This window comes from Paenibacillus thalictri (genome assembly GCF_004307995.1).
GTDB classification, from domain to species: Bacteria; Bacillota; Bacilli; order Paenibacillales; family NBRC-103111; genus Paenibacillus_AF; species Paenibacillus_AF thalictri.
The window spans coordinates 14,135-34,106 of record NZ_SIRE01000044.1 but is presented as its reverse complement, the minus strand read 5'-3'; the positions used below and the strand labels follow the sequence as shown (position 1 = coordinate 34,106).

Here is a 19,972-nt window from a genome sequence, read left to right as displayed (position 1 = left end):
TAAATTGAAAACAAAAAAGATACCCCTAGAGGTATCTTCATCTTCTTGTATTTACCGGCTGTTTCTCAGCTCTCCCGTTCGGAAGCAACCGCTACGAACCGCCCTATATCCGATAACAATGTGCGATGATCAAACGAACCTTTCTGCACAACCCCTTTGACATAACCGTTTAATTTCAAACGGTCCTCCGCAGTAATTGTTTTAGCCGTCACAACGATAATCGGGATATGGCTCCATTCTTCGTTTTTCCGCAGCTCCGCAACGAATTGAAAGCCGTCCATCTCCGGCATCATTAAATCAAGCAATATCAGCTTTGGCGTTACTTTCCCGATACTTTCCAGCGCAGCCCGGCCATTTGCAGCCTGACGCACCGCGTATCCTTCTTTTTTCAGCAGCTTGGTCATCAGCTCGCTGGTCACCGCATCGTCTTCAATGACCAGAACCGGATGGTCGGCCCGATTCTCCACATATTTGTTCATCATCTCGATCAGCCGCTCCCGCTGTACCGGTTTCGTCAAAAACTCCGAAGCGCCCAGCGAGTAACCTAAACTTTTGTCGTTCGTCATCGACCAGATCACTACCGGAATGTCTTTAAGCTCCGGATCGTTTTTTAGCGAAGACAGCACACTCCAACCGTCCATGCCCGGCATCAAAATATCAAGGCATATGACCTTGGGCCTGAGTTTCTTCGCCAGTTCCAGACCAATCGCCCCGCTTTCGGCAAAGGCGAGCGTCCAGCCTTCGCCGGCAAGATACCGTTTCATCAGCTGCTGATTAAACGGCTCGTCATCGATAAGCAGGATGCTCACATGGCTGTCTTTTTCATAATCGTGAGATAAAACCGGCGCAACCGCAGGTTCACCTTGTTCCGGCGGCGCAACCGGGAGCCAGCAGGTAAACGTGCTGCCCAACCCTGGCTCGCTCGTTACCCGAATGTCCCCGCCCATAATTTGGCAGAACCGCTGGCTGATCGCCAGTCCAAGACCGGTCCCCCCGTATTTGCGCGTAGTCGACGAATCCGCCTGGGTAAACGGCTGAAACAGCTTATCGACCTGCTCCGGCGTCATTCCGATTCCCGTGTCCCTGATGCTGAAGCAATACCCCATCTTGCTGTCCCTCTGTTCCTGATGCACGTGGAAAAATATAGTTCCTTCTTTCGTGAATTTGCTTGCATTGCTGAGCAGGTTCATCAATATTTGCCGCAGCTTGGTCACATCGGTTGTCATCTCGCCCGCCGCTGCCGATATGTCCAGCCGGTTTCCGTTGGCTTCAACCAGAGGTTGGACTGTGGTCACCACTTCCTGAATCATCTCGTCCAAGCTGCACGTTTCGAAATACATATCCATTTTGCCGGCTTCGATTTTGGAAATATCCAAAATGTCGTTAATCAGCGACAAAAGGTGTTTGCCGGCCTTGCTGATTTTCCCAAGATCCTCGACAAACGTCGGTTCGCCGAGATCTTCGGCTTCTTCGGTCAGCATTTCGCTGTAACCGATAATGGCATTCAGCGGCGTCCTTAATTCGTGGCTCATATTGGCCAGAAACTGGCTTTTGATCATATTGGCTTTAATCGCTTCGTCATGCGCTTTTTCCAGCTGCTCCGTCCGCTCCTTGACCAATTCTTCCAGATGATCGTTCATGCGGCGCAATTCCTGGTTAATGAAATAAATTTCATTTGTTTTTTCCTGGATTTCCGAATCTTTGGAGGAGATTTTTTTGGAAACAAAGATGCCCAGCAAAGACAGGCCCAGCGTAAATAAGGTGCCGCCCGCGATAAAATAAGCGAGCCATTTGTGATCCAGCATCATGCCGGAGGATAACGCCGATTTCCCGCCCATATGAAATTGGGCCGCCGCCATGCCCGTAAAATGCATGCCCACAACCGCGGCGCCCATGATCAGCCCGCTCCCCAGCTTTTTCCATATCTCTCCGCGGTCGCCGCCCTTGCGAAAATAAAAAGCGAGCCACAACGCGGCAATCGAAGCTACAATCGCAATGACAATCGAAAGCGCAAACAACAGCGGATCGTATACGATATCGATTTGCATAGCCGCCATCCCGATATAATGCATGGCCGCTATCCCGGTTGCCAGCAGCAGTCCGCCGCCAAGCAGTTTCGGCAGCGATAAGCGGTTGCGGCCAACCACATTAAGCGCGATAAAAGAAGCAACAATCGCCGCAATGACCGATGCCAGCACATACATAAGATCGTAGGCTACAGGCACAGGGAGCGTAAACGCCAGCATCCCTACAAAATGCATCGACCAGATCCCCATCCCCATCGCTACCGCGCCAAATAAAAGCCATAACAAGCGGTTTGTTCCTTCCGCCGCGCTGACCCTTCCAGCCAAGTCAAGAACGGTGTAAGAAGCCGTTACCGCCACTACGTACGAAAATACTACCAACACCATGTCATAAGAACCATGAATATGCTCCACTTCGCATTCCTCTCTTTACTTGGCACTTTATCTATTAAATGTCATGAAAAAATTACATAATCATACAAAGTTCAGTATAATGACACCCTATCAATATCACAATCCTTTTTTCATATTCCATCCGAAAGATTTGCATAAAAACGACCGCTCCCTTGATGGGAAGCGGTCGCTTCAGGTCATATTATGATTTAATCAGTCCGTTTGTTGTCAGCCATTCTTCGGCGACGTCTTTTGCTTTTCTCTTCTCTTCATCGACCTTCGCGTTCAGCTCGGCCATCGCTTTCTCGTCGATTTTTCCGGCCAGCTGGTTCAGCACCTGCCCGATTTCCGGATGTTTTTTGAGCGTGTCGCTTCTTACGATCGGAGCCGCATAATACGGCGGGAAAAAGTGCTTGTCGTCTTCCAGCAGCACCAGCTGATTTTTTATTAAAAGCCCGTCGGTCGTAAAGGCGTCCATCGCATTCACTTTGCCTGAAGTGAGCGCCTGGTATTTAAGGCCGACTGCCATTGCTTTCACATCTTTAAAAGACAGGTCGTACGTTTTGAGCAAGCCCTTCAAGCCGTCGTCCCGCTCCAAAAACTCCTGCTCCGTCCCAAATACGATGTCTCCGGCATGCGCCTTCAGATCGGAAACGGTTTTGAGGTTGTACTTTTGCGCAGTTTCGGCTTGGACCGCAATCGCATAGGTGTTGTTAAAGCCAATCGGCTTCAGCCATTCGATGTTGTATTTCTTCGGAAACTCTTCTTTGACTTTCTCATAGGCTTTGTCGGGGTCGGTGATGACCTCCTCGCCCATAATGTTGACCAGCCCAGTGCCGGTATATTCCACATAAACGTCGCCGTCGCCCGAATTCAAGGCTTTGAACACAACGTCGGTGCCGCCCAAAAAGGCTTTCGTATTCACTTTCAAATCGGTGTTTTTCGCAATCATGATGCTAACGATATTGGCCAGGATGTCTTGTTCTGTAAAATCTTTTCCCAAAACGGTAACGGTATCGGACGCTTTTGAACTTGACGGGATCGAACACCCGGCCATGACGGCCAGCACGATGCACATAGCCCCTATCAAAATTGCTTTCGGCGTTCCATTCTTCACACAACCAGCTCCTCAATAATTTGTTTAATGTTGTTTACTCACTCTAAGTCCTTTGGGCGTCAGCTTCAGATCCAGGGAAGCCAGCAGCATATCGAACAGGATCGCCAGCAGCGCCGCAGGAATGGCCCCCGCCAAAATAATGCCGGTATCGGTCATCGCGATGCCTCTTAAAATCAGATCCCCTAAGCCCCCGCCGCCGATAAACGAAGCTAGCGTCGCCACACCGATCGTCATCACGGTAGCCGTGCGGATGCCGGCAAAAATCATCGGCCGGGCCAGCGGCAGCTTCACCATGGTAAGCAGTTGAAATCCGGTCATGCCCATCCCTTTGCCCGCTTCCAGCAGAGACGGATTCACATCGCGGATCCCCGTGTACGTATTGCGCATAATCGGCAGCAGCGCGTACAAAATCATCGCAATTACCGCCGGCAGCGATCCGATGCCAAACAGCGGGATCATGAAGCCAAGCAGCGCCAAACTTGGGATCGTCTGCAAAATCGAAGCGACAGCCAGCACCGGACCCGCCAGCTTGCGGTAACGGGTCAAGGCGATCCCTATCGGCAAGGAAATCAGCACAGCCCAAAAAATCGCGGTTAACGCCAAAACGATATGTTGTCCCGTAGCGGCGACAATGTCTGTCCAGCGGTCGGCAATGACCCTGATTAACTCGCTCATTCGCTTTTCACCTCCTCCAAATAAGGTTTGGCGAGCACGTCAACCAAGCTGCCTCTAGTCAGCAGCCCCTTCAGCCTCTCTTGAGCGTCAATGACCGGAACAAATCCGAATGGAGCCTGCTGCACCAGCGGAATCGCCTCCAGCAGCGCAGAGCCGGAAAGCACCGTTACGGCATTTTTACGCATCACATCGCCGATCGACAGCGATTCTTCGCTGTATTTGGCGTAAATGTCCGTCGTATCCACAACCCCCAAATAGTTGTCGTTTTTATCGGTAACGATAATGCCGGTTACTTTGCGGTTCTGCATCACTTGAATCGCTTCGGCCAGCCCTTTGCGCGGATCGATTTTCACCGGCTGCTTCAGCATCACGTCGTCGACGACCAAAGACAGGTGCGGCGTAAGCCGCTTTTCTCCGAGAAACTCTCTGACGAACGGATTGGCCGGATGGCGCAAGATTTGCTCCGGACTTCCCTGCTGAACGACCTTCCCCGCCTGCATAATGACGATTTCATCGGCGATTTTCAGCGCTTCGTCCATATCGTGGGTGACAAACACAATCGTTTTGTGCACATCTTCGTTGAGCCGGATCAATTCGTCCTGAAGCTGCTCGCGTGTGATCGGGTCAAGCGCGGAGAAAGGCTCATCCATGAGGATAATCGGGGGATCGCTCATCAGCGCGCGCGCCACGCCGATTCGCTGCTGCTGACCTCCAGACAGCTCCGACGGATAACGGTCGCGATACGTATCGGGATCGAGACCGACCATCCGCAGCATCCGGTCCGTCTTCGCGATATCGATGCCCGCTTTGCGGTTGCTCAGCCGCGGCACCAGCGCGATGTTCTCGGCAATCGTCATATGCGGGAACAAACCGATCTGCTGGATCACATAACCGATGGAACGGCGCACCTCCACTTTGTCTTGCTTCAGCACATCCTGACCGTTCAGCAAAATGACCCCGGAAGTCGGTTCAATCAACCGGTTGATCATTTTTAAGGTGGTCGTTTTCCCACAGCCCGACGGACCGACGAAAACGACGATTTTTCCTGCGGGAATACGCAGGTTCAGTCCTTCGATAATCGTTTTGTCGCCGTACATTTTGCTTACATTTTGAAACTCTACGGCATTGTTCAAATCAGCATCACTCTCCTCCTCACCCTATTTCGGCGATAAAAAAACAGAAAAAGACCCAAGCAATCTTGGGTCCAAGACAAAAAAAGACCCTCTATCCCCGGGCCAATTCTGTTTCTATCATCATTGAATTAGACCCATCCTGCGCTGACGAGGTTAGCTGACGGACTCGGGATAGATGGTTCCCTACTGAAGTATATGCTGCACTTCCGATTCGCCCCAAAACGTGGTTCCCCCGCTTCCTAACGGTTGTTAGGAATTAAGCATTGTAATTAATGTGCCATATAAGAGTATTTATGATGTCCTAATTATAACACATACACTTTGTACAGTAAATACCGTACAAATAGTTATTTTCACATCGGTTTCCATTTTTTTATTCGTCCGTTTATTTTTCTTGCTATTTATATCTGGATTTGTATAATATGAATTGTTTATTTACTTGAGAGATGAGGGGCCAATATGGACGGCATGATGCGTGTTGAGAAAGCGCGGGAACGGGTTATCGATTCTGTCGCGAAAAATATGGATTTATATGGTGTGACCCCTTCCATCGGCCGATTGTACGGAACCATTTATTTTAACGATGGGCCGATGACTCTCGAACAGATGATGCAATCGCTTGGCATGAGCAAAACGAGTATGAGCGTAGGCGTTAAGCTGCTCTCCGATCTGAAGATGCTGGAGAAAGTATGGGTCAAGGGAGAGCGGAAAGATCTCTACAAAGCCGAAGACGATTGGCATCAATGCTTTTTTGACTATTTCTCCAATCAATGGCGCAAAGCGATAAAAATGAACATGGATGCCATCCGTCAATCTTTAAAAGAACTGGAGCAGCTGTCGGAGGATCCGGCGGCGGAATCCGCGGTCAAAGACCTCGCGTCGCAAGATATAGCCAAGTTAAACAACGCTCTCGACTATTACCGCTGGCTCGAAAAGCTGGTTCACAGCTTCGAGACTCACGAAATATTTGATTTTATCCCCAAAATAAACGATTCCGCCACCGGTCCCACTCCTGGCAAAGAGTAACGCTGGCATCCGCCAAAAAAAACGCCGTTCCCTTCAGCCTAGCGGCCAAGGAACGGCGATCTTTTTATGCGGTTGGACAGAAAGCGGTTGGACAGAAATTAGCCGACAACGATGTCCGCTCCATAAATATCGGTAACAAACGAAAGACCCGCCGTATTTAAGCCCTTGTTGGTATCATAGTTGGCAACCTCAAACGATATAACAAAAAAGACTCCGAGTGCTACCGCAATGGCCCCCGTGCTGCCGGTGATTGTATAATATCTCACCTGCTGCCAATTGTAAGGTTTGGTCGAATCCGTAGTAAAAGACGAATCCAGCGCCAAGGAGCCGTCATTTAAAATAACGTTCAGGTTGGACATAGTGAACAATTCCAGCGACACGGCATTGTATGCTTGAATCTGCAAATTGTGGGCATTATCCGCAAATACGGCGACGTTAAAAACAAAATCGGCGCCCAGTAAGCTAACTGATAACGGAATGCTAACCGACCTAACTGCAAAACCTTGGGTAGTCCCGGGAAGCGGCGGATTGACCGTCCATATGGTTTGCGGCGGGGTAATCCCACTAAAAGAGGTATTGTTGTCATTGGTGTATGGCGTCAGCGACGGCCAATTGGGATATGCTCCGGATACATTGACGGTATTGCCTGGCTGGTTGGCCAATACGCTGGCAATTGCAGTTGCTCTATTGGCTGCTCCGACGACATTTGTAGTCCTGCTTGTAATCCTCTGAATCGGAATTACGGGCATGTAATCTCCTCCTTGTCTGTTGTGTAAACTAGAGAACTAGCTACATCCCCATCATATTCCGATTCTATCGAACAAGTATGAGTAAAGAGACATTGGCGATTAGCATAATTTTTTGGACAAGGCAATTTGCTAGAATCGCCGGATGCCGCTTGGCCTACACTTTAATCTGTTTAATAGCTTCCCGCATATCGTGAGTCATACCTGACAGCTGCGCGGCGGAGTCGGCCATATGCTGCACCGAATGGAGCTGTGCGTCCGTCAGTTCGCGGATTTGCTCGGTCTGTTCGGAGGAAGATTTTGCGATATGTGCGATTTCTCCTACGGAAGCCGCAACTTCTTCCGTTCCTGCCGATATTTGTTCCGATGCGGAAGAAATATCGTGAATTTGCTCTGTGACATAACCAAAATTCTCCACAATTTGAACGAGATAACGCTCGGCTTTTTCGGATAAAACGGTTCCCGTCTGAATCTCCTCGGCTCCGCTTTGCATCGCTTCGCTGATGCGGCTGGACTCGCCGCCTACCTTGCGCAGCAAATCTCCGATCGCTTCCGCAGAAGCTGCCGCGCTTTCCGCAAGTTTCCTTACCTCGCCCGCAACAACAGCGAACCCGGCTCCGTGTTCGCCGGCTCGTGCCGCTTCAATCGAAGCGTTAAGCGCCAGCAGTTTCGTCTGGTTGGCGATTTCAGAAATTCCCGAAAGCGCATATTCAATTTCGCGGGAATGGCTTTGCAGAACGGCTACCCTTGCACCGGCTTCTTGTGCCGCCGATGCAATCGCGCGGATTTGCAAATTCATTTGGCGGATCGTCTCCTTGCCGCTCTCGGCATTGTCCAGCGCTTTGGATGAAGCGTCGGAAGCAGACAGCGAAGCCTCCGAAATTCGTTGGATCGCCGTTGCGATCTCATCCATCGCCCGGCTGCTTTCTTCCGTGCTCTGGCTTTGCACTAAAGCGCCTTCGGACACACGGCTGACGACCTGGTTGGCTTTAATGTTCATATCCAGCACTTGTTTCGCTTCGGAAGCAAATGAGTCCGAAGACTGAACGAGCTGGTCGGACGTCTTCGATACATGGGCGACAACACCGCCGATCATCTCATTGAGGTTAACGGACATTTGTGCGACGGCGCGGTATACAGCCCCGATTTCATCAGCGGAACGCACCGGATGCTCCGAAAGCAGGCGGTTTGCTTTAGCCAATTCGCCTCGAGCTATGTTTTCCGTGCCGGAAACGATCCATTTCAAAGGTTTCAGTGCACGAATGAGCACCCAAGTGATTAACGCAAGCCCGATAACCGTCATCACAAACATCAGTACATAATATAAAACGCTTTCCTTAATGATTTGCCCGGATATCGAATCGATAACCGCCGCTTCCGTATCGATGCCCAGCACGCCTATGACCGACCCATCCGCTCCCTTCAGCGGTGTATACGAGGAAATGTATTTACCATACTGCGGGTTATCGATCACTTGGGAGCTGGTGGCCTCCCCTTTCAACAACAAACTGACCGCCTCATCCGGAATGTCCGTAACCTCATTGATCGGAGAAGCCGATGGCGAATCTTTCGGTTGACCGTCAATGATGATAAGAGGACGCCGGTTATCGTCGATTCTGACTATATAAACGTACAATGCTCCGATTTGCTCGCGGAATACATTCAGCTCCTGCCGAATCGCCCAATACGTATCGTCTTCTTTCGGATTTTTCAAAAACGGTTCCAGCTTCCCTACATTCATTTGCTTGCCGTAACTGCCCGCCATCCTTGTGCCGTAACTTGTGATGACGCCTTGAGCCGCTGTTTTGATATTACTGATCTGCAAATAGACGTATCCCGCTGACAAGATGAAAATAACCGCCACTACCACCATAGCGATTCGCAGCGCCAGCTGCTTCCTGATCCAATGAATCCCTTTCATACCTGCTATCAGACCCCTTTAGTAGCTTCTGTGTGCATAATCCGACGTTCTTTTAATGTTTTCGACACAATTTTCCATTCCCCTCTTCACCGGACGAAAATTCTTAAATTTGAAACACTTATACAATACACCACTATGGTATAATATAGATAAATGTTCTGCTTATGGGGTGTGTCATGAAAAAACGTCTTGCCTTGTTCACTTCCATCCTGTTCCTCTCCGCAGCGTTAAGCGCTTGCGGTAAGCCCGATTCCACAGCCGGCGTACAACACGTTCACCGGACGCCCGGCGGGGACTTGCAGGAGAAAACCGTTTCACTTCAAGCGATGCCTGATTTTTTGAAAAACCAAAAAGATGAAATTCGGCTGGTGTATCAGCTTGCCGCCCAAAATACCGATATGTTAAAATGGATGCCCTGTTATTGCGGGTGCGGTGAAAGCGCAGGACATCAGAGCAATCAAAACTGCTTTATCAAGGAAGTATTGCCTGACGGCTCGGTTGTCTGGGACGACCACGGAACCCGCTGCGTTACCTGCATGGAAATTGCGGTAACCGCCGCCAAGCTCAAGCAGGACGGGAAATCGGCCAAAGAAATCCGCCAGTTCATCGACGCGACATATCAAAAAGGGTATGCCAAACCAACGAATACGCCAATGCCCGTCTAACTGTCGGCCCTTTAATGCTCTTTGCGCATAAAAAAAGCAGCCCTCTTAACACAAAAAAAGGAGCCCATCTCTGCGGGACCCCTGAAAAAGCAGCAGAGTGAGCGAAATCATGCTGGAGAAGCGCCAGCGTTCGCTTTTGCAGTGGCCACCGTCCCCCAAGGGCGGCACTCCCAAATTCGTGCGAAGACGCCGCCAAAGAACTGCGTATGCAGCTTTTGGCGGCGTCTTTTTATGCGCTGGCTTCATTGCCCGCTTTGCTGTTGACTTCCTTGTTTATTATTGCTGGTCTGCTGTTCTTTTCCACCTTGCTTATTACTCCCGTTTTGTTGCTCTTTTTCCCCTTGCTGTTCATACTGCTGCTGTTTCTTCTTATTTTCCTGCTCAATCTTTTTTTCCTGCTTTTGCTTGTATTGATGAATATCCTGCAGCGTTTTCAAATGGAACTCCGATTCCTGGTCGATGATGTTTCCATTACCGCCCCCTCCGGAACCGCCGCTGCCGGATTTGGCCTTGCTGGCTCCTCCGCAGGCCGCTAACACCGCTATACAAACCAGCATCATGCCAAACATGCGAAGCATGGGCATACGCTCACCTCATCCAATTTGGGTTTCCATTAATTTCCCCAAATTGGCGCGGCTCTATACGCCGGTTGTCTGCTCGTACAGCGCCATATAAGCGGAAGCGGATTTACGCCAGCTGAAATCTTTCTTTTTGATATTGTTTAAGATCGCCGTCCATAAATCCGCATCCTGATAATACGCTACGGCTCTATATACGGTATGCAGCATGTCGTGGGCATTGTAATAAGCGAAGCTAAAGCCGGTGCCTTCCCCGGTTTCCTCGTTGTAGGCCTGTACCGTGTCGCGCAAACCTCCCGTTTCCCTGACGATCGGAACGGAGCGGTACCTCATGGCGATCATTTGGCCGATCCCGCACGGCTCGAATTTGGAAGGCATCAGGAACAAATCCGATCCCGCATAGATCTGATGGGCCAGCGCCTCATCAAACAGGATATTCGCCGACACCTTCTCGGGAAAACTGCTGGCCGCCCAGCGGAACATTTGTTCGAATTTGGATTCGCCCGTGCCAAGAATCACCCATTGCGCATCAATCGACAGCAATTGATGGATCACACCGTCAATCAGATCCAGCCCTTTCTGGTCGACAAGACGTGTCACCAGCGCGATGAGCGGCACCTGCTTGTTGACCGGAAGTCCAAGCCGCTCCTGAAGTTTCATCTTGTTTTGCAGCTTCTTGCTGAAGGAATCCCGGTAGTTGACCTCGATGTGAACATCCGTCATCGGGTCCCACTCCTGATAATCGATGCCGTTGACGATGCCGTGCAGCCGGTGCGATTGGCTTCGCAGCAAGCTGTCCATGTTTTCTCCGTAATACGGGGTTTGTATTTCCTCGGCATATGACGGACTGACAGTGGTCATTACGTCCGAATAATTTAATCCGCCCTTCAAGAAACTGGCTCCGCCATGGATTTCCAAAGCGGTCCCCGTGAAATGCTCATCGCCCAAAGAAAAGAAGTCCTTCAATTGTTCTTTGCCAAAAACACCTTGATATTTCAAGTTATGAATCGTAAACATCGTTTTAATGTGCCGATATGGCTCTTGCCAGCTGTAATGCGCCTTCAGCAGAACCGGGATCATGCCGGCCTGCCAATCGTGGCAGTGGATGATGTCAGGCAGCAAATCGATATGCTGCAGCGATTCAAGCACAGCCTTGCAGTAGAAGGCGAACCGTTCCGCATCGTCCCCGTAACCGTAGCAGCCTTGGCGGCGGTAATAAAATTCGTTGTCGATGAAATAGAAGGTCGTTCCTTCATAACGCAAGCTTTGAATGCCGCAATACAATGTGCGCCAGCCCAATTCGATTTGAAACTCGGCTACCGTTTCCATCTGCTCGGTATACTGGGACGGAATGTCCCCGTATTTAGGCAGGATCACATACACATCCGCCCCCAGCTTGGCCAGCTCTTTCGGCAGCGAGCCGATCACGTCGGCAAGTCCGCCCGTTTTGATAAAAGGCACCGCTTCTGATGCTGCAAATAAGATTTTCATCTGCTTCCACTCCCCCGATTTGTTCTCTATATTTAAGTGCGAGTTCAAAAAGTCGGCTTTCAGCAACAAGTAGGTTGCAAGAACCTACAATGCTTTAAATCACCTTGGTCTTGGAAGCGATGAACGGCGCCTTGTTGTCGCCCGTAAGCACGCGGCCCCGGCTGATAAAGACGTCTTTGTCAAGAATCGAATTTTCGATGATGACATTTTCTTCGATTTCGCAGTTTTGCAAAATGATGCTGTTTTTCACATAAGCGCCCTTGCGTATTTTCACGCCGCGGAACAAGATGCTGTTCTCCACTTTCCCTTCGATGACGCAGCCGTTGGCGATCAGCGAATTCCGCGCCGCCGCGCTGTCCAAATATTTGGCCGGAGGTTCGTCCTTGACCTTGGTGTAGACCAGGTTCTTCTGAAAGAACAGCTCCCGCCAGATGCGCGGGTTCAGCAATTGCATGCTGTGTTTGTAGTAGCTTTGAATCGTATTGACAATAGCCGAATGGCCTTCATGAAGATAACCGTACACACTCAGCTTGTCGATATTTTTCATGATGCCGTCGCGGACGAGATGATCGTAGCCTTGCGCCAAGCAAGATTCCACCATATCCAGCAGCAGCTCCTTGCTCATTATGAACATTTCCATTGAGACATTATCCGTGCGCAGCCGGCCCGTATGGTCTTCCATCAGCGTGACCTGGCCGCTCTCTTTAACCGCCAGCCGGCGGAACTTGCCGCCTTCGTCGTTCTCCGCTTTTTTGTACACGACAGTAATGTCGGCAGTATGATCCAGATGGTAATCCAGCACCTTGTTGAAATCGATGTTGCAGACGACATGGCTGCGGGAAATGACGACATACTCTTCTTTGCCCCGATAGAAGTAATCGCGGTGGCTGTAGAACTGGAACAAGTCGCCGCGGGCCATGCCGGTCGTTTCGTGAAGCACGGCGGGCAGCAGGAACAAGCCGCCCCGTTTACGGTCGAGATCCCATTCTTTTCCCGATCCGAGATGGTCCATCAGCGAGCGGTATTTGTGCTGAGTAAACAAGGCTACGTTCTCAATGCCGGAATTAACCATGTTGGAGAGCGGAAAATCGATCAGCCGGTATCTTGCGCCGAACGGTACGGACGCCAAGCAGCGGTGATACGTCAATTCCTCCAAATCGTCCGGTTCGTTAACCAAATTGATAACACCCATTAATCGTCTCATGTTTACTCACCCTTTCGCCGTCGTCAAGCTGATATGTTCGTTTCCGCCGATCAAAATAATGTCCCCGCTGCCGTCCGGATTGCCGATCGTGACGCCATCGTCGACGACCGTGCCTTCGCCGATAATCGCCTTATAGATCCGGGCGTTTTTGCCGATGGATACACCGGGCATGATGACCGAGTCTTTGACGATACTGCCCTCGCCCGTTTCCACGCCGTAGAACAGTACCGAATGGTCGACATCGCCAAACACGCAGCAGCCTTCGTTAACCAAAGAACGCCGCACTAGCGCTTGAGGCGCAATGTACTGGCCGGGCTGGCAATAGTTTACCGAATAGATACGCCAGCTGCGGTCGTTCAGATTAAAGTCCGGTTCGTTCTCGAGCAGGTCCATATTCGCTTCCCACAAGCTTTCAATCGTACCGACATCTTTCCAGTAACCTTGAAACGGGTAAGCGTACAGACCGATTTGGTCGCGCAGCATGTGGGGAATGACGTCTTTGCCGAAATCTTTGCTGGATTGCGCATTTTCCTCATCTTTGACCAGATACGACTTCAGCGTAGCCCAATTAAAAATATAAATGCCCATCGACGCCAAATTGCTCTTCGGTTCCTTCGGTTTCTCGGCGAATTCGATAATCCGGTCATCGTCGTCCGTGCTCATGATGCCAAAGCGGCTTGCTTCCTCCCATTTGACCTCAATGACGGCGATTGTCGCTTCCGCTCCCTTGCGCTTATGAAAATCCAGCATCAAATCATAGTCCATCTTATATATGTGATCTCCGGATATGACTAACACATATTCCGGATTGTACTGCTCGATAAAAGGGATGTTGCGGTAAATGGCGTTGGCCGTTCCTTGATACCAGTCTCCTCCGCCCTGCTCGACGAATGGAGGCAGCACGGAGACGCCGCCGTTTTTGCGGTCCAAGTCCCATGGGGTGCCGATCCCGATATAAGAATTCAGCACAAGCGGCTGGTATTGGGTCAGCACGCCGACCGTATCGATGCCGGAGTTGGTGCAATTGCTAAGCGTAAAATCGATAATCCGGTATTTGCCGCCAAAATGAACGGCGGGTTTCGCCAAATTTTTGGTCAGCTGGCCGAGTCTTCTTCCTTCGCCGCCTGCAAGCAGCATGGCTACACATTGTTTACTGCGCATCGAGAACGCCTCCTTATCGGTTTGCCTGAACCGGCGGGTCTTTGTAGGGACTATACCTTTGTTTTGGTTTTGCGGGCCGATCTTTTCCGTGTGCGCTCAGGTTTGAACCAAACGGCGGAAAGCGGCGGCACGGCAATGCGGACACTATACGGCTGGTTGTGCCACGGGATCGCTTCCGCTTCAAGAAGTCCGGAATTTTGCAGGCCGGAGCCTCCGTATTGCGGCAAATCGCTGTTGAACAGTTCTTTGTACCGGATCTGCTCCGGTACGCCAATTCGGTAATCGGCGTGAAATTCGGGAGTAAAATTGCAAACAAAGATGAGGTAATCGTCCTGCTGTTTGGCTTTTCTCATGTAGGTAACAATGCTCTGGGAGTCGTCGTGAGGATCGATCCATTGAAAGCCGTCCGGGTGATGGTCCAGCTCCCATAAAGACCGTTCTTGCAGGTAAAAGTGATTGATATCGCGGGTATAACGCAACATGCTCCGGTGGCTGTCGTATTGCTCGATCATTTCCCAGTCCACATCCTCCAGATCTTTCCACTCGTCAAACTGACCGAATTCACCGCCCATAAAAAGCAGCTTCTTACCGGGATGGGCCATCATATAACCGTACAGTGCGCGCAAATTGGCGAATTTTTGCCAATAATCGCCGGGCATTTTATTTAACAAAGATTTTTTACCGTGCACCACCTCGTCATGAGACAAAGGGAGCACGTAATTTTCCGTAAATGTGTACATAAACGAGAACGTCAACTTCTGATGGCTGTTCTTGCGGAACAGCGGATCAAGTTCCATAAAGGCAAGCAAATCGTTCATCCAGCCCATGTTCCACTTGTAATTAAAACCAAGCCCTCCGGCATATACCGGCGCCGTCACAAGCGGCCAATCGCTGGAATCCTCGGCCATCATCAGCGTGTCCGGGAAACGGGAGAATACCGTTTCATTCAGCGTTTGCAAGAAACGGACGGCTTGCAGGTTCTCGTATCCGCCCTGCGAATTGGTTACCCAGTCCTCAGGCGGTTTGCAAAAATTGAGGTACAACATACTGGCCACCGCATCCACGCGAAGCCCGTCGATATGAAATTGCTCCATCCAGAACAAAGCGTTCGAGATCAAGAAACTGACAACCTCCGGCCGGGAAAAATCAAAGGCCAGCGTCCCCCATTCTTTTTTCTCCGCAAGTCTGGAATCCGCAGGCTCGTACAGCGGCTCGCCGTCAAAACGGCGCAATCCGTGTTCATCTTTGACGAAATGCCCGGGCACCCAGTCCATGATGACGCCGATCCCGCTTTGATGACAGCGGTCGACCAAATACATGAAATCTTTGGGTTCGCCGAACCGGCTCGTGACCGAATAATATCCCGTGGCCTGATATCCCCAGGATCGGTCGTACGGATGCTCCGACAACGGCAGCAGCTCAATGTGGGTGAAACCCATCTCCGCCGCGTAACGCACAAGATCGTCAGCGAGCTCACGGTACGATAAACTGTTGCCGTCTTTGTCCTTTTTCCATGTACCCAGATGCACCTCGTAAATCAGCATCGGTTCATGATAAGGGGAAGCCGCGGATTTCTTGTTTCTCCATTCGCGGTCGTTCCACTCGTAACCGCCCAGCTCATAAACACGGGATGCGGTGCCGGGCCTGAGTTCGGAGTAAAACGCGTAAGGATCGGCTTTCCAGTTCAGCGTGCCGTTTGAGGTTTCCAGCTCATACTTGTACAAGTCCCCCTCCCTAACCCCTGGGATAAAAGCAAACCACACGCCATTTGCGGTGATTCGCTTCAACGGATGGCTGCGGCCGTCCCACAGGTTAAAATCACCTGCGATGCGAACCGCGCTCGCATGCGGAGCCCAGACGGTAAATCGGACACCGGAGATGCCGTTCCACGTCATCAGGTGCGCTCCGAATACGCGGTAGCTGTCATGCAAACCGCCCTCATGAAATAAACGCAAGTCTTCGGCGCTCGGGAATAAGCTTTCCATGGTGTCATCCCCTTTAGGAAGTGGATTGGATTCCTCATATCACAAATACTACATCGCTATGTAAAATTCCTTTCCATCCACGCCATTTTCACGAGTTTTTCACAAATTTTCGCACTAATCGACAAAAAAGGAGGATTTCACAGCCATAAAGGAGAATAGTTTAAGGATCGATACGAAAGGTGGAAGTGACAAAGTGAAAGACAAATTAAAAGGTATGATTATTGGCATGTCCGTCGGCGTCATGCTGAGCGGCTCCATCGCTTTTGCAGATAGCGCACAAATAGACGTAGTCATGAAAAAGCTGAAATTTATGTTCGACGGGAAAGAAATCGCGCAGCCGGATGATCAGCAAAGCATCGTGTATGACGGCACAACCTATGTACCGATCCGTTTTCTCAGCGAAGCGCTGGGTAAAGACGTGAACTGGGATCCCGAGAACGAAACGATCTGGATCGGCAAATACGATAAGGCCGTTGTCGCCACGTATAAGAGCGGTACCGTCACATGGGGCGAGCTAAGCCGGTACGTATCCGTGATCAGCTTCCTTGATCCAAGCAACAAACCACGCGAGAGCACGTCGAATTACAAGGAAAATCTGTTGAGACAGATGATTAGCTACCGCGTATTAAGCGACCGCGCCACCGATGACATCAAAAACGAGGTGACTCCCATTGTTGACGAGCATCTCAAACAGATCAAAGAGTATTTTGCAAGTCAAAGCACCGTCGACTTCGCCGGGCAGTTAAAGGATGCAGGACTTCAAGAAGACGACCTCAAGCAGTACATTACGGGAGCGATCACAGCGCAGAAAGTGCTGGAACTGAAAGCAACCGACGAACGGCTTCAATCGCTGTACGACTACTCGATCAAATTTCAGAAAGGCGAATATACGATGGCATCGGTTCGCCACATCCTGATCGGCTTCACGGACAGCGACGGCAAGGCAAGATCGAAAGATGACGCCTTGAAACGCGCCCAGGAAGTCGAAGACAAATTAAAGAACGGCGCGGATTTTGCCAAGCTCGCCGGAGAGTATTCCGATGATCCCGGCTCCAAGCAAAACGGCGGTTTATACGAAAATGCTCCCGTTAACAATTGGGTCGCTCCGTTCCGCCAAGCGGCTCTGACGCTGGAATTAAACCAAGTCAGCGATCCGGTGGAAACCGATTACGGCTACCATGTCATGAGAGTGGAGCTGCGCAAAAATATGCCGTTTGAAGAAGTGAAGGACGAGCTGAAAGCCCAAACGGTTAGCAGCGAGTACAATAGCTTTATGGGCGGCGAATTAAACGAAATCATTCAAAACATCACGATGCCGAAGTAAAACGCCGCATTCTTAAGCCGCCTTGTGCGGCTTTTTTTGCGGTAAAACGCCCCGAATCGTTACCGGAGCCAAGGCCCCTGGGACTACCGAAAAAGTAGCGGAGTGAGCGAAATCATGCTGGAGAAGCATCAGCGTTCGCTTTTGTCCCCGAATTTCACCTGCTACAAGCAGGTACTATTCAAGAAATTTGGGGACAATGGGCGATCGTAAGCATGATTCGCTCATGCAGCGTTCTTTTTTTCAGTGGCCTCCTATACAGGGGGATTTTGTATTCTTCTGCCACATCATGTACAATATGAAGTTGGACACTAGAACATGAACGAAAGAAGGAATTTTCACATATGTTTGCAGCTCAGGATTGGATGGATTACGAATTGATAGATACTGGCAGCGGCGAGAAGCTCGAGCGCTGGGGCAATGTGGTGCTGCGCCGGCCGGATCCGCAGATTATATGGCCTATCGTCAAGGAAACCGGCGAATGGAAAAATGCCGACGCGCATTACCATCGCAGCTCCAGCGGCGGCGGCGAATGGGAATACCGCCAAAGTATCCCGGAGCGCTGGACGATTCGTTATGACCAGCTTCAGTTCTACATTAAGCCGACAGGCTTTAAGCATACGGGTTTGTTCCCGGAGCAAGCCGTGAACTGGAGATGGATGATGGATAAAATCGCCCATTCCGGCCGAAAAATCCGTGTGCTTAACCTGTTTGCCTATACGGGCGGAGCTTCTGTCGCTTGTGCTTACGCCGGCGCGGACGTATGCCACGTCGACGCTTCCAAGGGCGTTGTACAATGGGCCAAAGAAAACCTGCACCTGTCGGGCCTCGGCGACCGTCCGGTCCGTTTTATTACCGACGACGTGTTTAAGTTCGTGCAGCGCGAACAGCGGCGCGGCAGCAAATACGATGCCATTATCATGGACCCGCCCTCTTACGGACGCGGGCCGAACGGCGAAACGTGGAAACTCGAAACCGACTTGTATCCGTTTATCGAATCCTGCATGAGCATCTTAACGGATCAACCGTTATTTTTCCTGATTAATTCGTATACGACCGGCTTGTCGGCAAGTGTGCTGACCAACGTGCTGAGCTTATCTTTGGGCCGCAAATTCCAAGGCACGATCACAAGCGGAGAGATTGGACTTCCGATCACCAAATCCGGCTTATCGCTGCCTTGCGGGATTTTGGGACGATGGGAGGCCTAACCGTGCCTTCCTCCGCTTTTCCCAGCGTTCCGATTCTGTACGAAGACAACCATCTGCTTGTCGTTGTCAAACCGGTTAATATGCCAACACAAGAAGACGAATCCCGAGACCCGGATTTGCTAAGTTTCCTCAAAGACGATTTGAAGCAGCGATACAGCAAACCCGGCAACGTGTACCTCGGCTTGGTGCACAGACTGGACCGTCCGGTCGGCGGGGCGATGGTGTTCGCCAAAACGTCGAAGGCCGCCTCCAGACTGTCCGATGCGGTCAGAACACGCTCCATCAGCAAAACGTACACAGCGGTTGTCCGCGGCAAACCCCAGGCCCCGCAAGACACGCTGAAGCATTATTTGCTCAAAGACACGCGGACGAACACCGTAACCTCCGTGCCGCCGGGAACAGAAGGCGCCAAAGAGGCGATTCTCGATTACCGCGTGCTTGCTTCCTCCGGGGGCTTGTCCCTTGTCCGCGTGCATCTGCATACAGGCCGGCCGCATCAAATCCGCGTCCAATTTCAAACGATCGGCTGCCCGTTATACGGCGATCAGCGTTACGGCGCGGCGGTAAACCGTCCTGGCCAGCAAATCGCGTTATGGGCGACGCATTTAAGCTTTGAACACCCTACGACCAAAGAACCGCTGAGCTTCACGTCGCTGCCTCCCGAAGAGGAGCCTTGGACGTTGTGGAACCGGGAACTGATTGGCGGCGCCGAATAAAGCGAATGATTGAGTGATTGCAGCAAGTCTCACTTATCGTGTTCCTTCATACCAGCCGGACCTTCGGGTTCCGGCTTTTTTGCCGTTCAACCCGCCATCTTCCCGAGCAAATAAACGAGCAGCTGCTGGTTATGGGAGGAGATGCGGCTTAAATATTGGCGAATGAACTCTTCGCGGAGTCCCAGTCCCCGCGCGCATTCCCGCTGGCCTTTTTCGGTCATGATGACCCACACGATGCGGCGGTCCTTCTCGTCCCTTTCTCTGACGATCAGCTCGCCTTTTTCCATGCGGTCAAGCAGCGTCGTAATCGCGGCAGGAGTCGTTGCCAAATAATCGATAAAATCGGATGGTTTCATGCGGTCGTTCGAGGATAACAGTTCCAGCACGTTAAGCTGCCCTTCGGTCAGTGCGGGCGAAAGCTGGGAATCCATATACGTATGTATTTCTTTGGAGAGCTTGGACCAAACTTTGACAAAATCGCTCGATATCACAATATCATCTCCTGTAGAACCAGACTTTTCCTTTATTATACCAAGGTTTTCGCGCGAAAAAAAGGTTAATCCCGTTAACATTTTAGGACAAGCCTAGCCAAAAAAAAGTACCGTTTG

Annotated in this window: 17 protein-coding genes and 1 riboswitch; of the genes, 5 read left to right on the top strand and 12 right to left on the bottom strand. The window is 50.9% G+C overall.

Features of this window, described 5'->3' with window-relative positions; genetic code table 11:
• Positions 1–65: 65 nt before the first annotated feature.
• The 4 genes from EYB31_RS37865 to EYB31_RS37850 all read right to left on the bottom strand — a co-directional run bounded on the left by EYB31_RS37865 (position 66) and on the right by EYB31_RS37850 (position 5,306).
• Positions 66–2,411, bottom strand: coding sequence for a response regulator (locus tag EYB31_RS37865; RefSeq protein ID WP_165452820.1), 2,346 nt, complete (start codon positions 2,409–2,411; stop codon positions 66–68).
• A 208-nt stretch (positions 2,412–2,619) separates the two neighbouring features.
• Positions 2,620–3,534: an ABC transporter substrate-binding protein gene (locus EYB31_RS37860; protein ID WP_240763205.1), complete on the bottom strand. Its 915-nt coding sequence runs from the start codon at positions 3,532–3,534 to the stop codon at positions 2,620–2,622.
• 24 nt (positions 3,535–3,558) lie between these two features.
• Complete coding sequence (locus tag EYB31_RS37855) at positions 3,559–4,209, bottom strand: ABC transporter permease (RefSeq protein ID WP_131018803.1); 651 nt, start codon at positions 4,207–4,209, stop codon at positions 3,559–3,561.
• The gene (locus tag EYB31_RS37850) at positions 4,206–5,306 is read right to left on the bottom strand and encodes an ABC transporter ATP-binding protein (protein ID WP_131018818.1); all 1,101 of its coding nucleotides are present in this window, start codon (positions 5,304–5,306) and stop codon (positions 4,206–4,208) included. Before EYB31_RS37850 ends, EYB31_RS37855 begins: the two co-directional genes overlap by 4 nt.
• Before the next feature lie 162 nt (positions 5,307–5,468).
• Positions 5,469–5,615, bottom strand: a riboswitch (cyclic di-AMP (ydaO/yuaA leader).
• A 186-nt stretch (positions 5,616–5,801) separates the two neighbouring features.
• Here EYB31_RS37850 and EYB31_RS37845 point away from each other — a divergent pair.
• The gene (locus tag EYB31_RS37845; RefSeq protein WP_131018802.1) at positions 5,802–6,368 is read left to right on the top strand and encodes a GbsR/MarR family transcriptional regulator; all 567 of its coding nucleotides are present in this window, start codon (positions 5,802–5,804) and stop codon (positions 6,366–6,368) included.
• A gap of 98 nt (positions 6,369–6,466) precedes the next feature.
• Here the strand turns inward: EYB31_RS37845 and EYB31_RS37840 are convergent, their stop codons facing one another.
• Together EYB31_RS37840 and EYB31_RS37835 are read right to left on the bottom strand one after the other, a co-directional pair.
• Positions 6,467–7,117, bottom strand: coding sequence for a hypothetical protein (locus EYB31_RS37840; protein WP_131018801.1), 651 nt, complete (start codon positions 7,115–7,117; stop codon positions 6,467–6,469).
• A gap of 154 nt (positions 7,118–7,271) precedes the next feature.
• Positions 7,272–9,035 carry a methyl-accepting chemotaxis protein gene (locus tag EYB31_RS37835; protein ID WP_131018800.1) on the bottom strand — a complete coding sequence of 588 codons (1,764 nt, stop codon included), beginning with the start codon at positions 9,033–9,035 and terminating at the stop codon, positions 7,272–7,274.
• 176 nt (positions 9,036–9,211) lie between these two features.
• Here EYB31_RS37835 and EYB31_RS37830 point away from each other — a divergent pair, with 176 nt between their 5' ends.
• Positions 9,212–9,700: a PCYCGC motif-containing (lipo)protein gene (locus tag EYB31_RS37830; protein WP_131018799.1), complete on the top strand. Its 489-nt coding sequence runs from the start codon at positions 9,212–9,214 to the stop codon at positions 9,698–9,700.
• A 242-nt stretch (positions 9,701–9,942) separates the two neighbouring features.
• On the opposite strand, the gene EYB31_RS37825 is transcribed toward EYB31_RS37830, so the two are convergent.
• The 5 genes from EYB31_RS37825 to glgB form a co-directional block, all read right to left on the bottom strand.
• Positions 9,943–10,284 (bottom strand): hypothetical protein, encoded by a 342-nt coding sequence (locus EYB31_RS37825; RefSeq protein WP_131018798.1) that lies wholly within the window; start codon positions 10,282–10,284, stop codon positions 9,943–9,945.
• A gap of 54 nt (positions 10,285–10,338) precedes the next feature.
• Positions 10,339–11,769 (bottom strand): glycogen synthase GlgA, encoded by a 1,431-nt coding sequence (gene glgA, locus EYB31_RS37820; RefSeq protein ID WP_131018797.1) that lies wholly within the window; start codon positions 11,767–11,769, stop codon positions 10,339–10,341.
• A gap of 94 nt (positions 11,770–11,863) precedes the next feature.
• Positions 11,864–12,973 carry a glucose-1-phosphate adenylyltransferase subunit GlgD gene (gene glgD, locus EYB31_RS37815; RefSeq protein ID WP_131018796.1) on the bottom strand — a complete coding sequence of 370 codons (1,110 nt, stop codon included), beginning with the start codon at positions 12,971–12,973 and terminating at the stop codon, positions 11,864–11,866.
• A 6-nt stretch (positions 12,974–12,979) separates the two neighbouring features.
• Positions 12,980–14,134 (bottom strand): glucose-1-phosphate adenylyltransferase, encoded by a 1,155-nt coding sequence (locus tag EYB31_RS37810; RefSeq protein ID WP_131018795.1) that lies wholly within the window; start codon positions 14,132–14,134, stop codon positions 12,980–12,982.
• A 50-nt stretch (positions 14,135–14,184) separates the two neighbouring features.
• The gene (gene glgB / locus EYB31_RS37805) at positions 14,185–16,119 is read right to left on the bottom strand and encodes a 1,4-alpha-glucan branching protein GlgB (RefSeq protein ID WP_131018794.1); all 1,935 of its coding nucleotides are present in this window, start codon (positions 16,117–16,119) and stop codon (positions 14,185–14,187) included.
• A gap of 193 nt (positions 16,120–16,312) precedes the next feature.
• Here glgB and EYB31_RS37800 point away from each other — a divergent pair, with 193 nt between their 5' ends.
• From EYB31_RS37800 to EYB31_RS37790, 3 genes are all read left to right on the top strand, one after another.
• Positions 16,313–17,443, top strand: a complete 1,131-nt coding sequence (locus EYB31_RS37800; RefSeq protein ID WP_131018793.1) for a peptidylprolyl isomerase — start codon at positions 16,313–16,315, stop codon at positions 17,441–17,443.
• A 341-nt stretch (positions 17,444–17,784) separates the two neighbouring features.
• Positions 17,785–18,648, top strand: coding sequence for a class I SAM-dependent methyltransferase (locus EYB31_RS37795; RefSeq protein WP_131018792.1), 864 nt, complete (start codon positions 17,785–17,787; stop codon positions 18,646–18,648).
• The gene (locus EYB31_RS37790; RefSeq protein ID WP_131018791.1) at positions 18,636–19,364 is read left to right on the top strand and encodes an RluA family pseudouridine synthase; all 729 of its coding nucleotides are present in this window, start codon (positions 18,636–18,638) and stop codon (positions 19,362–19,364) included. The genes EYB31_RS37795 and EYB31_RS37790 overlap by 13 nt, the downstream gene beginning before the upstream one ends.
• Before the next feature lie 86 nt (positions 19,365–19,450).
• Here the strand turns inward: EYB31_RS37790 and EYB31_RS37785 are convergent, their stop codons facing one another.
• On the bottom strand, positions 19,451–19,855 hold the full coding sequence (locus EYB31_RS37785) for a MarR family winged helix-turn-helix transcriptional regulator (protein ID WP_131018790.1): 405 nt from the start codon (positions 19,853–19,855) through the stop codon (positions 19,451–19,453).
• Between the last annotated feature and the right edge of the window lie 117 nt (positions 19,856–19,972).

Excerpts from the sequence above, each read along its gene's own strand:
- EYB31_RS37865 (WP_165452820.1), bottom strand. The coding sequence starts at position 2,411 with ATGGTGTTGGTAGTATTTTCGTACGTAGTGGCGGTAACGGCTTCTTAC.
- EYB31_RS37855 (WP_131018803.1), bottom strand. The coding sequence starts at position 4,209 with ATGAGCGAGTTAATCAGGGTCATTGCCGACCGCTGGACAGACATTGTC.
- EYB31_RS37850 (WP_131018818.1), bottom strand. The coding sequence starts at position 5,306 with ATGTACGGCGACAAAACGATTATCGAAGGACTGAACCTGCGTATTCCC.
- EYB31_RS37845 (WP_131018802.1), top strand. The coding sequence starts at position 5,802 with ATGGACGGCATGATGCGTGTTGAGAAAGCGCGGGAACGGGTTATCGAT.
- EYB31_RS37840 (WP_131018801.1), bottom strand. The coding sequence starts at position 7,117 with ATGCCCGTAATTCCGATTCAGAGGATTACAAGCAGGACTACAAATGTC.
- EYB31_RS37835 (WP_131018800.1), bottom strand. The coding sequence starts at position 9,035 with ATGAAAGGGATTCATTGGATCAGGAAGCAGCTGGCGCTGCGAATCGCT.
- EYB31_RS37830 (WP_131018799.1), top strand. The coding sequence starts at position 9,212 with ATGAAAAAACGTCTTGCCTTGTTCACTTCCATCCTGTTCCTCTCCGCA.
- EYB31_RS37825 (WP_131018798.1), bottom strand. The coding sequence starts at position 10,284 with ATGCCCATGCTTCGCATGTTTGGCATGATGCTGGTTTGTATAGCGGTG.
- glgA (WP_131018797.1), bottom strand. The coding sequence starts at position 11,769 with ATGAAAATCTTATTTGCAGCATCAGAAGCGGTGCCTTTTATCAAAACG.
- glgD (WP_131018796.1), bottom strand. The coding sequence starts at position 12,973 with ATGAGACGATTAATGGGTGTTATCAATTTGGTTAACGAACCGGACGAT.
- EYB31_RS37810 (WP_131018795.1), bottom strand. The coding sequence starts at position 14,134 with ATGCGCAGTAAACAATGTGTAGCCATGCTGCTTGCAGGCGGCGAAGGA.
- glgB (WP_131018794.1), bottom strand. The coding sequence starts at position 16,119 with ATGGAAAGCTTATTCCCGAGCGCCGAAGACTTGCGTTTATTTCATGAG.
- EYB31_RS37795 (WP_131018792.1), top strand. The coding sequence starts at position 17,785 with ATGTTTGCAGCTCAGGATTGGATGGATTACGAATTGATAGATACTGGC.
- EYB31_RS37790 (WP_131018791.1), top strand. The coding sequence starts at position 18,636 with ATGGGAGGCCTAACCGTGCCTTCCTCCGCTTTTCCCAGCGTTCCGATT.